This window comes from Fibrella aquatica (assembly GCF_041321135.1).
Taxonomy (GTDB): domain Bacteria; phylum Bacteroidota; class Bacteroidia; order Cytophagales; family Spirosomataceae; genus Fibrella; species Fibrella aquatica.
Map to the genome: position 1 here is coordinate 239,927 of NZ_JBGGWF010000003.1, position 13,995 is coordinate 253,921.

The 13,995-nt window shown below is 54.8% G+C and carries 7 protein-coding genes; 4 read left to right on the plus strand and 3 right to left on the minus strand.

Annotation, left to right across the window (positions count from 1 at the left end; translation table 11 throughout):
- Window positions 1–3 precede the first annotated feature (3 nt).
- The 4 genes from ACAW87_RS08855 (at window position 4) to ACAW87_RS08870 (ending at window position 7,677) form a co-directional block, all read left to right on the plus strand.
- Entirely contained in the window at window positions 4–2,025 is a 2,022-nt protein-coding gene (locus ACAW87_RS08855) for an NPCBM/NEW2 domain-containing protein (protein ID WP_370723013.1), read from the plus strand.
- Window positions 2,026–2,119: 94 nt separating this feature from the next.
- Complete coding sequence (locus ACAW87_RS08860) at window positions 2,120–4,369, plus strand: DUF7133 domain-containing protein (protein ID WP_370723014.1); 2,250 nt, start codon at window positions 2,120–2,122, stop codon at window positions 4,367–4,369.
- A gap of 170 nt (window positions 4,370–4,539) precedes the next feature.
- Window positions 4,540–5,364, plus strand: coding sequence for a ceramidase domain-containing protein (locus tag ACAW87_RS08865; RefSeq protein ID WP_370723015.1), 825 nt, complete (start codon window positions 4,540–4,542; stop codon window positions 5,362–5,364).
- 18 nt (window positions 5,365–5,382) lie between these two features.
- Window positions 5,383–7,677, plus strand: coding sequence for a DUF7133 domain-containing protein (locus ACAW87_RS08870; RefSeq protein WP_370723016.1), 2,295 nt, complete (start codon window positions 5,383–5,385; stop codon window positions 7,675–7,677).
- A gap of 182 nt (window positions 7,678–7,859) precedes the next feature.
- Here ACAW87_RS08870 and ACAW87_RS08875 read toward each other — a convergent pair whose 3' ends face one another.
- The 3 genes from ACAW87_RS08875 to ACAW87_RS08885 all read right to left on the minus strand — a co-directional run bounded on the left by ACAW87_RS08875 (window position 7,860) and on the right by ACAW87_RS08885 (window position 13,992).
- Window positions 7,860–11,261: a VCBS repeat-containing protein gene (locus ACAW87_RS08875; protein ID WP_370723017.1), complete on the minus strand. Its 3,402-nt coding sequence runs from the start codon at window positions 11,259–11,261 to the stop codon at window positions 7,860–7,862.
- 40 nt (window positions 11,262–11,301) lie between these two features.
- On the minus strand, window positions 11,302–12,018 hold the full coding sequence (locus ACAW87_RS08880; protein WP_370723018.1) for a hypothetical protein: 717 nt from the start codon (window positions 12,016–12,018) through the stop codon (window positions 11,302–11,304).
- Window positions 12,019–12,135: 117 nt separating this feature from the next.
- Complete coding sequence (locus ACAW87_RS08885; RefSeq protein WP_370723019.1) at window positions 12,136–13,992, minus strand: RagB/SusD family nutrient uptake outer membrane protein; 1,857 nt, start codon at window positions 13,990–13,992, stop codon at window positions 12,136–12,138.
- Between the last annotated feature and the right edge of the window lie 3 nt (window positions 13,993–13,995).

A 13,995-nucleotide genomic window follows, 5' to 3' on the forward strand; every position in this document is an offset into this window, starting at 1 on the left:
CCCATGTTCGGCAACCTTTTTCGCAACCAACCCATACTGCTCTTTGCCGGGTGTTGTCTGGCGCTCATGTCGGCCAATGCCCAAACAACCACCCCACTCTGGCTGGATGATCTGCCCATAAAATCCTTTTCGGAAGGCATTCCGGCCGTGCTGCCCAAAACCACGGCCGCCGGGGATTCCATGCGGATGAAGGGCACGTATTTCGGCCGGGGCGTTGGCGTGGGCTCCACTAGTATTCTGGCATTTTTTCTGGATGGAAAAGCAACGGAATTTTCGGCTGTGGTGGGTGTGGATGATAAAGGGAACCGTGACCTGCCCCATACGTTTTACGTCGTCGCCGACGGCAAGGTGCTGTTCGATAGCGGAGAGATGCGGCTGGGGGACGTACCCAAAGAAGTCAACGTGAAGCTGACTGGTGTGAAACGGCTGGGTCTGTTGGTAAAGGTCAACGACGAAGGCCGCACGAAAGTCTATTCCAACTGGGCCAACGCCCGGCTGACGATGTTGGACAATTACCAACCTCGGAACATCCCAAATTCGGACGAGAAATATATCTTGACGCCCCCACCAGCCAAAACGCCTCGCATCAATTCGGCCGCTGTATTCGGGGCCACGCCCGGCAACCCGGTGCTGTACACCATTGCCGCCACTGGCGAACGCCCAATGACGTTCGCCGCGAAAGGGCTTCCGAAAGGCCTGATGCTGGATCAGAAAACGGGGATAATCACCGGTCGGGTAGCTCAACGGGGAACGTACCTGACCACCCTGACTGCGACCAATTCGTTAGGAAAAGCCACTAAAAAATTGACCCTCAAAATCTGCGATACCATTGCCCTGACGCCCCCCATTGGCTGGAATGGCTGGAACTCATGGGCGCGAAACATCGACCAGGAAAAAGTGATGGCCTCGGCCGATGCGATGGTGAGGATGGGCCTGAGCCAGCACGGCTGGACCTACATCAATATCGACGATGCCTGGCAGGGAAAACGGGGCGGTCAATTCAACGGTATTCAGCCCAACGACAAGTTTCCAACCTTCCAGAAAATGGTCGATTACGTGCATGGCCTGGGCCTGAAAGTCGGTGTGTATTCAACGCCCATGATCACGAGTTACGCGGGCTACATCGGTGGCTCGTCGGACTTTGAAGACGGCCATATTACCGATGCCATCGTCGCCAACAAACGATCGTTCAGGTACGTTGGCAAGCATCACTTCGACACCAACGACGCCAAACAGCTTGCCGAGTGGGGTGTCGATTACCTAAAATACGACTGGCGCATCGACGTTTCGTCGGCCGAGCGCATGTCGGTGGCGTTGAAACAATCGGGCCGCGATATTCACTACAGCATTTCCAATTCGGCTCCGTTTGCCAACGTCAAGGATTGGGTACGTCTGACCAACAGTTACCGCACCGGCCCCGACATTCGCGACAGCTGGAACAGCCTGTTCGTGTCGGCCTTTACGCTCGACAAATGGGCCCCTTTCGGCGGTCCCGGCCACTGGAACGACCCCGATATGATGATCGTAGGCAACGTAACTACGGGCACGCAACTACACCCCACCCGCCTGACGCCCGACGAGCAATACAGCCACGTCAGCTTGTTCAGCCTGCTGGCCGCGCCCATGCTTATTGGGTGTCCCATTGAACAACTCGATGCCTTCACGCTGAATCTGCTCACCAACGACGAGGTGATCGAAATCGATCAGGACCCGCTTGGGAAATCGGCCCGGTTGGTGGTGAACGAGAACGGAATGCAGATTTGGCTGAAACCGCTGGCCGACGGTTCCTATGCTGTGGGCCTGTTCAACGTCGGCGATTTCGGGAAAACACCGGCATCTTATTTTCGCTGGGGTGATGAGAAACCTAAATCATTTACGTTTGATTTTAAGAACGTTGGTTTAACCGGAAAGTACCGGCTGCGCGATGTGTGGCGTCAGCAGGATTTGGGCATCTTTACAGGTTCATTCAAAACAGACATTCGATATCACGGTGTCGTGATGCTCCGGGCATTTCCGGGGAAGTAAATGAATAATGGACGTTAGATATTGGATGCTGGACGTTTTTTGTCATCCAACATCCATCGTCCAGTATCCAACCTCCAATATCCTTTTACCAAACATGGCTACGACAAAACGCTTTACGTTCGCAATTGCCTCCTTACTAGTGCTTTCGATTTTTACAGTTGGCTTTCAGAAAATGGCCGGCATGAAGCCCGTTTTTTCGCTCGCCGATTACAGGGTGGCCGACGGGTTTGATCTGAAATTGATTGCCTCCGAGTCACTGCTGAAAGCCCCCGTCAGTATCGATTTCGACAACAAAGGTCGAATCTGGGTGGTGGAAATGATTGGCTACATGCCCAATCTGGAAGGCATCGGTGAAGAAGAACCCACCGGCCGGATTTCTATTCTGGAAGACCGGAATAAAGATGGCGTAGCTGACTATGCCAAGGTATTTCTGGACAAACTCGTGCTGCCCCGAGCCCTGGCCCACGTGTATGGCGGCCTGCTGTACGTCGACGGACCCAAGCTCTGGTTTGTCGAAATCGTTGGTGACAAGCCCGGCAAAAAAACGCTGGTCGACCCGGTCTATGCCGAAGGTGGCAACGTGGAGCACTCGTCGAACGGATTGATGATGAACATTGATAACTGGATTTACAACGCCAATTACAATTTCAGGTATCAGTTGAAAAATGGTAAATGGGTGAAAGAGCCCACGTCGAATCGGGGTCAGTGGGGTATCACGAGAGATAATTTCGGGCGGCTGTATTACAACAACAACTCGACTAATTTACAGGGCGATGTTGTGCTGCCTAACAAGGTAATCCGCAACAGATATTTCAAACCGACCATCGCCGAGCATCAGCGCCTGGCCAGTAACCGGGTGTTCCCTACGCATCAGACATCCGTCAATCGGGGATATCAACCCGGCGTTCTGGATGAAAAAGGATTGCTGAAAGAAGTCACGGCTGCCTGTGGACCGTTGGTGTATCGGGGAGGGGCTTTCCCGGACGGTTACAATCAGAATGCGTTCGTCTGCGTGCCAGAAGCCAATTTGATCAAACGAAACAGGTTGCAGTTTGATGGATTCCAGACAACGGTTAGTGAGGCTGTGGAGGGGAACGAGTTCATCGAATCGACCGACGAAGGGTTTCGGCCAGTAAACCTGTTCGATGGGCCCGACGGGGCGATCTATGTGGTCGACATGCACCGGGGAATCATTCAGCACAAAGCGTACATTTCGCAATACCTGACCGAACAATTGGCTGGCAAAAAGCTGGACACGCTCCAGAACGCGGGTCGTATTCTGAAAATCACGAGCAAGGCGAAAAAGCCCGGCCCGACCCCCGATTTTACGAAAGCCACGACGGGTCAGTTGGTTGCCTTGCTCAGCAATGCCAACGGTTGGGTGAGAGATCGCGCCCAGCAGTTGCTGATTCAGCGGAAAGACCGTACGGTGGTGAATCAACTGCTGGCGTTGGCCAAATCGGGGAATGAGCTGTCGACGGCGATTCATGCGCTGTACGTGCTGGAAGGGCTGAACGCCCTGACGTTCGACAACCTGAGTGGCATCATCAAACAGTCGAAACAACCCGAAACCATTGCCCATGCGCTAGGCCTTCTGGAGCGCTTTGCCGCCCCGCAACGGGTAGCTGGCATGAAGGCTATGAGCACGGAATTGCTGGCCCGCAACAACGAAACGATCGACCTCTATCTGTCGGTGGCGTTGAATCCCTGGCTGAAGCTATCGGAGGCTACCTTCCTGCCTATGCTGTCGGAAATAGACAAGAGATATGCGACGCAGAAAGTAGTTCAGGAGGCGTTGATCAGCGGACTGGACGGAAAAGAAAACGTGTATCTGGCGTCGATGAATCCAGGAGATCTGCTGAAAAGCAACCTGACCCTGACCATCAACAACCGCCAGAAAAAGCAGTTGAATTCAATTTATGTAGCCGAGGTAAACGCCGTCGACGCCCGCACAAAAGGCCTGAAACTCTATCGCAGCATCTGCGCAACCTGCCACGGTGCCGACGGGAAAGGCATTCAGGATCTGGCCCCGCCCCTGAAAGGGTCCGAATACATAGACGGATCGATGAAGCGGTTGGCGTCGATCATTCTGCACGGCGTAAGCGGTCCCATTCATGTAAACGGCAAACGATATGAGTTGAATAACGAGATGCCTGCCCTGCTCAACAACAAGGATATCAGCGATCAGGATATTGTCGACATTATCCGGTTCACGCAGAATGCCTTTGCCAAAGAAGGGAAAGGTATTTCGGCCGCCGACGTCAAAAAAATGCGCGATCGTAAACCCACCGGCACCGGCGTGTTGACCGAAAAGCAGTTGCTTGAAGACGATTTCGAGAAGTGATGGCGTAGCTAATGCTTGACTAATTGATTGCTATCGTAGACCTTCTTGTCATCTCTCAACGGTGGATGCTCCTGCCCTCGGGATGACAGGTCGCTATACACTGCGCGATGTTTGGCGGCAAAAGCGCTGCACATTAAATTCTCGATATTAAAGTAACGTACTACGAGTCTATGGAAAAGTCAGTTCTCGTCAGGCTCAGTGTTCGGGCAGGGCTAATCACCCTTGCTATGCTGGCGATCTGGTTTGGGCTGGATTCGTTTTTCAACGGCTCCGTCTGGGAGGGGATGTTGGTGAGCAAGTCGGCGCTGGTGGTGGAATACTGCGAATTCAACAACGTGGCGCGCTTCTTTCATCAGCGCATGAACACGTATTCTAATCTAGCCTATTTCTTTTTCGGCGTGCTGATTTTGCTGATCGCTAACTATGATCAGTCCCGCCTGTCGTCGATAAACAGGCAGAATCGGCTGGAGGCGTTTCCGGCCCTGTCGGCGTTGATGGGGCTTTGTTTTATTTACCTCAGCTTCGGTAGCGCCTTTTTTCATGCGTCGCTGACGTGGATAGGGCAACGGGTCGATATGAACGGAACTTACGGCATCACGCTGGTGCTGGTCACGATTGCGCTCTATCACGTGCTGCACGGCATTCGGCTGACATCGCTGGCAAAAACAGTCTGGGTAGTGTCGCTAGTGGCGCTGATTATCGTGTTTTTGAAGGTCGCCCTGCTGGTGTCGAGCGCCATTTTACTGCCGTCGCTCATTCTGTCGCTCCTGGTTCTGATAGCCATTAACTACATTCAGTTCAGGCAAAAACGGTCGGGAATAGTAGCTGTGGCGAGTCTTGTTCTTATGGTCGTAGCGGTTAAATTCCGAACCCTCGACGTACAGAAAATTGGCTGTGATCCGCATTCGCTCGTTCAGGGGCATTCGATCTGGCATCTGCTCACGGCGCTTAGTAGCGTATGCAGTTATTCGTTCTTCCGGTTTGCTAAACAATAGCCTAACGTATCGTGCAAAATGAAACGTAACCAATTGATTGTAGGCACCTTTGCCTTGTCTTCGTTTATCTATGCGTGCAAGGTTCAGATGGCAACCAACACGCCCGCTAACACCCCGGTGCCCGTGGCTGTGGCCGCAACAGCTCCGGTCGATAGCAGCGGTGTTCCCCCGTTAGCGCCGTTTTCGATTACGCCGCTCACGCCCGAACAAAGCCAACAGGCGTTTGTGCTGCCGGCGGGGTACCACATGGAACTGGTGGCGAGCGAACCCATGATTACCGAACCCGTAGCCATTGCCTGGGACGGTAACGCCCGGATGTATGTGGCCCAAATGGAAACCTACACGCAGGACGCCGACGGCACCGGAACCAAGGATAAGAAAAGCCGGGTGATGTTGCTGGAAGACACGAACGGCGACGGCAAAATGGACAAGAGTACGGTGTTCATTAAAGACATGCTGTTGCCGCGTATGTTGCTGTGTGTCAATCACGAACTGCTGGTTAATGAGACGGATACCTACGATATTTTTAGCTACAAAGACACGAACGGCGATGGTGTAGCCGACGAAAAACGAGCCGTGTATACGCTGGGTAAAGTAGCCCCCGGTAACCTCGAACATCAGCGCAGTGGACTGGTCTGGAACCTCGACAATTACATCTACCAAACGGTTGATCCCATCCGGTTCAGGTACGTTGGTGGCATGCTCAAACCCGATTCGCTGCATAGCGGCTCGAACGGGCAGTGGGGCCTGACACACGATAACTACGGCCGGTTATTCTACAGCCGGGGCGGGGGAGAAAACGCCGGTTCTGGTTTTCAGATCAACCCGAAATATGGCGCGCTGGAGTTTGCCGATGCGTATAGCGAAGACGATTTCAGCCCTGTTTGGTCGCGCATCTCGAACCCCGAAGTGCAGGGCGGTCCGGCCCGGTTGCGGCCCGATAGTACGTTGAACCACTTCACATCGGGCAACGGGCAGTCTATTTTCCGGGGCGACCGCCTCCCGGCCGATCTGGTAGGCGATTACCTCATCAACGAACCCGTGGCCCGAATTATACGGCGGGCGAAGGTTGTGAACCGTGAAGGGAAGACGTACCTGGAAAAGGTATACGACCGTAAAGAGTTCATTGCCAGCACCGATTTCTTCTTCCGCCCCGTTAACACCTACACCGGCCCCGATGGTTTGCTATACATTATCGATATGAACCGGGGCGTCATTCAGGAATCGAACTGGACGAAGAAAGGAACGTTTCTGCGGGGTAAAATCGATCAGTATGGATTAGACAAAGTGAATCAGCGCGGCCGTATCTGGCGGTTGGTACACGATGGCTACAAACCCGGCCCTAAGCCAGCCATGCTCGATGTACCCGCCGCCGATCTGGTCAAGCACCTCGACCACGCCAACGGCTGGTGGCGCGATAACGCCCAAAAGCAGCTCATTCTACTAGGCGATAAATCGGTTATTCCGGCTTTGCAACAGATAGTAACCGGTCGGAAAGGGGCATCGGCTCTGGGTAGACTACACGCCTTGTGGACGCTTGAAGGTCTGGATGCCGTTGACAAAGAGCTACTGACCGCCACCCTGAAAGACAGTGATGCGCAGGTGCGGCGGGCCGGTATCTGGATCAGTGAGCGGTATCTGAAGCAGAACGATACCGACATGATTGCCCGCGTTGGTAGCCTGGCGAATGACGAAAATTACGACGTAAAAACGCAGATACTGTTGTCGCTGGGAGCCAATAAAAACGAACGTGCCCAACAGATTGTGCAGGATATGCTGGCTAAAAACCCCAATAATCAGATGCTGGCCAAGACTAAAAATAGCATCGACCGGAACGAGGATGCCAAAGTATACGGGATGAAAATGGGCGGTTTTACGGCCGCCGAACGCAAGCTGATTGTCAGTGGCAGTGAAATCTACAAAGGCATGTGTTCGCCCTGCCACGGTGGCGATGGCAACGGGTTACCCACCAATGCCGCACCCGCCCTGCGCGGAGCCAAACACATGAACCACGACCGTGATTTCGCTGTCCGGATTCTGCTACACGGATTGAAAGGTCCGATTGAGGGAAAGACGTACCCAAGCGAAATGGCGTCGATGAAGGACAATACCGATGAGTGGATTGCGTCGGTGGTCAGCTACATCCGCTATGAATTTGTGGGTACGTCGTCGCGGGCTATCAAAGGCCGGCAATCGGCGGTGGTGACACCCGATTACATCAAAAAGGTACGGGAATCGTATGCCCCTTCGCGCGAAGCCTGGACCATCGATGAGCTGGAAAAAACGCTGTTGCCCGTATCGGCTTCCAGGTAATACTCGGCTAATTTGATTACTGCTACACTACGTAATCACCCAATTAAGGTAGTTGATGTGAATTATGGATGAGTATAACGCATTGCTGAGCGGAGTCGAAGGGCCACGCGTCAGCAATGCGTTGACTATACGTTATCTAGGGGTGTGATTGTTCATGGCTTACATTTAGTTAAGCAATAGTCTCACCGAGCCTGATAAGCGCGAACAGCCTGTTGGTTGGTGCCGATCAGTAAGGTGTTGCCTATCGATACCACGCTGCGCACATCGCCCGTTAGGCCAAAGCCAGCCCGTGCGGGATCAACGGCCACAAATCCGCCCCGGCCGTTGCCCCGTAATAACGTACCACTGTTGGCATCGGACCGGCCAAACCGAAGGCGTGCCTGCGTGGTGTTGCCGCAAAGCAGCAAGTCTTTACGGCCGTCGTGATCATAGTCAACTGAGGTGATAGTGAATGTGGGCGCCAACTGTGCGGCAGTTGGCAGGGGTACGGCCGTATGTTTTCCGGTAGCTGTGCTGATGAACGACAGGGAGCGTAGTTCATTAGCAGTCAGTCGTTTGGCATCGCGAAGTTCGTCGGGGGTAAACACGTCGGTGAGAGTGGCGTTGCTGTAGGTGTCGTAGCTGGTGAAGCGTTGCCGAAGCATGCTCATCTGGTCGAGGAGTTCGTCGCGGGTGGCGTGGGGGTAGCTTTTGCCCTGCACGTAGAGGCACAGCACCGGATCCATTTTGCCGTTGTTATCGAAATCTTTGTAGACCAGTTCGGCGGGTTCGCGGTCGCTGGCGCGGCATTGGGTATTCAGGCCCTGATTGCCCACCACCAAATCGGGCCGACCATCGCCATTAAGGTCATCGACCAATAGTTTGTTCCACCAGCCCCGGTATTCTTTACCCAAAAAAGCCGTGGTCTGATCGGTCAATTTTCCGCCGTTGGCTACACTCAGCACCATAACGGGCATCCATTCGCCCACCACTACTAACTCCGGTTTTTTGTCGCCGTTGAGGTCTGTCCAGGCAGCGTCGGTCACCATGCCTGGCTGCGTCAGCATAGGGGCTAGCTGTGCCGTTTGGTCTGTGAATTTGGGTTGGCCACCCGGTCCGGTGCCTGTGTTGATGAGCAAATAACTGCGCGGCGATTCAGGATAGCGCCCCGGAATAACCCGCCCGCCCACGAAGAGGTCAGGCCTACCATCGCCGTTTATGTCAGTTGCCCGCACACAACTGGTACTGGTGCGCATGGTGGGCAGGGCAGCGGCACTTTTCGTAAAATGACCCTTGCCATCGTTCAGATACAGCCGATCTTGCAGGCGCGGGTCGTCGGGCTGGAAATTGCCGTAACCGCCGCTGCACACGTAGAGGTCAGGGAAGCCATCACCGTTGGCGTCGAAAAACGCCGCGTCGGTATCCTCAGAAGCTGTATCGGCCACAAACGCCGGTTGGGGCAGGCGGCTGAACTGACCCGATGCCTGTTGCATATAGAGGCTACCCGGCTGTCCGCTACTTCCGCCCACAAACACATCCTCGCGACCATCGGCGTTGACATCAGCTTTCACGAGACAAGGCCCGCCAAACGATAACGCATTGACCAGTAACGGCTGCCGCTTGAAATCGTTGATTGTCGTGGTCGGGTGCGTATAGGCCAAGGGCGACTTCGTGGGGCGGAAGAGAGTAGGGGCAGGAGCTGGAGCGCGGTAGATCGATTTGGCATCGGTTTCCCGCAAGGTGAGCAACTGATTGGCTTTTACGTTGGTGAGCAGTTGCTGTTTGCCCGTTGGCCACACGATTATCAGCGAGTCAACGACGGTATCGGTGCCTAGCCCGAAGTGCAACCGGGGCGATACGCTCGATTGGTAGCCCTGCGTGGGCATCTGTTCGGCATACTGTCGGTTACCCTTTCGCGAAATCGTTACTTTAGCCCCAACTCCCTGCGTATTAGCCCCGCTGCCAACCAGCTTAAGGCTAATGAAGCTGCGTTTTTTATCGGTCTCGTTCCGAAAGATATAAGCGGGTTGGTTGGTGTTGTTGACAATCAGGTCGAGGTCACCGTCATTATCCAGATCGGCGTAAGCGGCTCCCGTGCTGTTGGATACCTGTGTAAGTCCCCAGGCTTGCCCGGCGTTTTCGAAGGTAACGTTTCCGTCTCGCTCGCCCCGGTTACGGAAGGCGTAGTTGGGTACGTTCGACGAGGGCATTCGGTGGACTAGTTCAAGAATATCCTCGCGTTGTGGGTTGGCGGGCCGGTTTTGCATGAAATCGGCCATGTACTTCAGGAAATCCTGGTTGGTATAATCGCGAACGTACCCATTGGTCACATACAAATCTTTCCAGCCATCGTTGTCGTAATCGGCCAGGAGGGGCGCCCAACTCCAGTCGGTGTTTGAAATGCCCGCCAGTTGCCCGGTTTCGCGGAAAGTACCGTCGCCGTTGCTGATCTGAAGCATGTTGCGCATGATCTGGTGATGGAAACCCGATTCAACGCCAAGCGCATATTTCTCGTAGTTGTCGGGGGCCATCAACAGTTTCTGCCGCCGGTTATCTTCGGGCAACATATCCAGCGTGAGAATATCGGGGCGGGCGTCGTTGTTCACGTCGGCCACGGCGTTGCCCATCGAGAAGTTGGACGTATGGCCAACGCTGGTTTTGAGGGCATCGCGAAACGTGCCGTCGTGGTTATTGATGTACAGGTAGTCGGGAACGGCGTAATCGTTGGAAATGTACAGATCGGGCCAACCGTCGGCGTTCAGATCCGAGACGCCCACGCCCAGTCCGTAGCTCAGTACCGAACTGCTCAGCCCCGACCGACTGGTTACGTCGTCGAACCGGTTTCCATTGTTCCGAAACAGGCGCATGCCAATCTCCGGGTTCGTCTGTTTACGCAACGCCGCCGTACTGGTTTTGTCGAGTACCGGTAATGATTTGGGGTTGTGATTCAGCAGAAAGAGGTCGAGGTCGCCATCGCGGTCGTAATCGAAAAAGGTGCCCTGCGTGCTTTGCGCCGGGTTGTTCAGGCCATATTTGACGGTCTGGTCGGTGAAGTGAGGGATACCCTGGGCGTCGGGACCGTCGTTGATGAAGAGTTGCGGCGTACGGTTTTCGGGGCGTACGCTGCCCGAGTAACACAAAAAGAGATCGAGTCGACCATCGCCGTTTACATCGGCCATCGACACGCCAGTGCGCCAGGGACCTTCGCGCCCGGCTACCCCTGCTGCCGTGGTGACGTCGGTAAATGCCATCGGTTCGCCGCCGCGATTTCCTTTGTTGAGGTACAACTGGTTGGGTACCATGTTGCCACTAAAATAAATGTCGTCAAATCCATCGCCGTTCAGATCGCCCACAGCTACCCCGCCGCCGTTGTAGAAGTATTCATACATCAGTACGTTAGTATTCAGGCCTTCGGTGAGGTTATTGGCGAAGGTAATACCGGTCTGATCGGGCGAGAGCAGCGTAAATAACGGCGGTCCGGTGGGAGTGGTTGCTTCTGTTGCGGTGGCCGACTCGTCGGTAGTAGAGGAGTTCTGGCAGCTCAGCCCGGAGAAACAGGCCGCCACCAGTAATAAACCGGATAAGCGTTGGAAAGAGACTATCATGAAACGGGGAAACGGGAAATACACGGCAAAATTGGTGGATTTAGAGCAGATTGCTACAGAATATAAGTAGCCGTTGCAATTGATCTCCCTGGTTAAAATCGACGGGGTTACTTTCCAGGTACGTGTCAATCTGTCGGCGATAGTCGCTGAACAGCTTGACCACGCCAGCCCGATTTGCCGGGTGGAACCGGTTGTTTTTATCCACCAGAAAAAAAGTGGTCTCTTTTCTGAATAGCAGGTCGCCTTTCGAGTCGAGTTTGCTGACACTCATGTTGCCGCCCGAGTAATACTGGTAGGTGGTGATGGCCCCCGCGCCCGTCGATTGGCCGTAGGCGCTCATCTTCTCGCGGTTTGTGGTTTTGAGCCCCTGTTTGGCGGCCAGTTTAACTCCGTTGTAATCGGCTACCACTTCGCTGTAGCCCCGTTTTTGATCATACAAAAACAGCACTTTCCCGGCCGGGCTAGGCGTATTAACCTCAACCTGTCTTACAATGGGGTCGTCGGCCAGGGCCATGGTGTCGCCGCGCGCGGTGATGAAGTGCATCTCGCTCAGTATGACCTGGTAATTAAACCGGGCGTCGACCGTTGTGCCGTTTAGAAACGATACGGTGCCGTTCCGGAACTGGTCATACTGGTAACGATCGCGGTACGGAATGGCTTTTTCGCCGCCCTTCACCCGAACGATACCCGACGATTGTGCCTGACAGGCGGTGTGGGCCATAAGCCCGATTACTCCAAGAAACAGGACTACGTTCATAACGGAAAAACGGACTTCCTTTAAAAGACTGATGCCAGCGTAACTCACGCTGGCATCAGTTGAAGATAAGGAGTAAATTAGACTTTTCAGCCGATTTCTTCCCGCATTATGCACTAATTAATAACCCGGGTTCTGCACCAGGTTTTTATTCCGGTTCATCTCATCGCGGCTGATGGGCAGGAAGTACATCTTGTCCAGCCAGGCACGGTTCTCTTTACCCGGATCAATATTGACTACCCGGTAGGCATAGTCGTAGCTGGTGGGGTCGTAACGGTACAGACTCACCGTCTTGCCCGGCTTCAACGTACCGGTGATACTGATCGTGTTGGCCTGACGGCCCAGCGTGGCGGGGGCAATCATCCAGCGGCGGGCATCGTGGTAGCGTTGCTCTTCAAACACCATTTCGATGCGCCGTTCGTTGCGGTAGCGTTGCCGAAGGGCGTCGCCGGTTTCGGTAAGGGCAGGCATCCCGGCCCGGAAACGAATCCGGTTCAGCCACGTTTTGGCTTCCGCATCCTCACCCAGTTCAATGCAGGCCTCGGCATAGTTGAAGGCCGCCTCCGTGACCCGGAAGAACGGCCAGGGAACTTGCTGATACGTGTTCTGATCCACAATCGCCGGGCTCGGATCGGTAAACTTGCGCATGTAATAGCCCGTGTAGCTACCGTTCCAGTCTTCTACCGTGCTCTTGCGGGTGTCCAGACCAGCCACCGTTACTTTACCGCTGCCGCTGGTTACTTCATACTGTCCGGTCTGGATCTGGTTGGCCGGATCTTTGGCGGCTACGTCGGCCGTACGTGGTTTCCAGGGGGCACCGTCATAGAGGATCGAGGCATAGAAGCGGGGGTCACGGTTGGCGTAGGGCGTTGTGGCCTTGGCCGGATCGCTCCAGCTAAACTTGGAGCCATCCATCATTTCGTAGTCGTCCACCAGCAGCGATACCGGCGTGTTGCCCGCCCAGTTGTGGTACCCGTTTGGCCCGTTGAACAAGCCTTGCTGACCACCCGCTTCGGGCTTCTGGTTGACGAACGAACGCGAGAAAAGCACGTCCTGCTCTCCGCCGTTGCGCGAGAGGGCGATGTTGGAGTAGTTGGTCGATCCGGCATCTTTGGAAACCGGGGCCGACAGGTTCAGTTGATAGCCACCCGTCAGGTCGAGCACCGCTTTGGAGGCGGCCTTGGCTTTCTGCCAGCGGTCGGCCCGGCTTCCGCCTACGTGCCCAAGCAATTGGGGTTGGGCAAAGGTGGCGTGCGTGGTTGACTTGGCTTTGGCGGTGGTGGCATCGTAGAGGTCACTGGCGGCATAGGTCAGTATCCGTGACTTCAGGGCCAGGGCGGCCAGTTCGGTTGCCCGGCCTTTGGCCAGCGACTTGCCTTTCAGCAGGGCTGCTGCTGCGTCGCAGTCTTTGACGATGAAGTTGACACACTCCTCAATTGAATTCCGGGTTACCGCGTAATCAGCTTCCCCCAGCGAGTAGGCCTTGTCAACGATCGGTACGCCGCCGTGATAACGCACCAACTGATGGTAGTAGTAAGCCCGCAGAAACAGGGCTTCCCCTTTCAGACGATCGGCGATGCTGTTGGTGTTGGGAAAACCCGGCGTGGCCAGATTCTGAAGCGCCAGGTTGGTGGCCCGAATCCGCAGGTACATCTGGTTCCAGTTGATAGTCTCATTGATCCAGCCCGGATCGGCGGGGTTGGTACGGGCCTCGGTGATGGTGGTGATACCCCGGCCCGGGTGCGTAAAGATGGTTTCGTCGGTCAGCGAAGCCAGTTGCTGCTCATTGAAGCCGCCCTGCCCCAGGCCGGCGTAAATACCGGTGACGAATGCTTCGGCCAGGGCTGCATCAGACCAAACGGCGGTGCCGGATACCTGATCCAGGGGTTGTGTATTGACGAAATCGTCATTACAGCCCGTCACGGCGAAGGCCGTGATAAGCAGGCTTAAACTGATGGTTTTAACTTGTCGTAACATAAT

Bases quoted from the DNA above. Each gene is read 5' to 3' on its own strand.
- ACAW87_RS08860 (WP_370723014.1), top strand. From the start codon at position 2,120: ATGGCTACGACAAAACGCTTTACGTTCGCAATTGCCTCCTTACTAGTG.
- ACAW87_RS08855 (WP_370723013.1), top strand. From the start codon at position 4: ATGTTCGGCAACCTTTTTCGCAACCAACCCATACTGCTCTTTGCCGGG.
- ACAW87_RS08870 (WP_370723016.1), top strand. From the start codon at position 5,383: ATGAAACGTAACCAATTGATTGTAGGCACCTTTGCCTTGTCTTCGTTT.
- ACAW87_RS08880 (WP_370723018.1), bottom strand. From the start codon at position 12,018: ATGAACGTAGTCCTGTTTCTTGGAGTAATCGGGCTTATGGCCCACACC.
- ACAW87_RS08865 (WP_370723015.1), top strand. From the start codon at position 4,540: ATGGAAAAGTCAGTTCTCGTCAGGCTCAGTGTTCGGGCAGGGCTAATC.
- ACAW87_RS08885 (WP_370723019.1), bottom strand. From the start codon at position 13,992: ATGTTACGACAAGTTAAAACCATCAGTTTAAGCCTGCTTATCACGGCC.
- ACAW87_RS08875 (WP_370723017.1), bottom strand. From the start codon at position 11,261: ATGATAGTCTCTTTCCAACGCTTATCCGGTTTATTACTGGTGGCGGCC.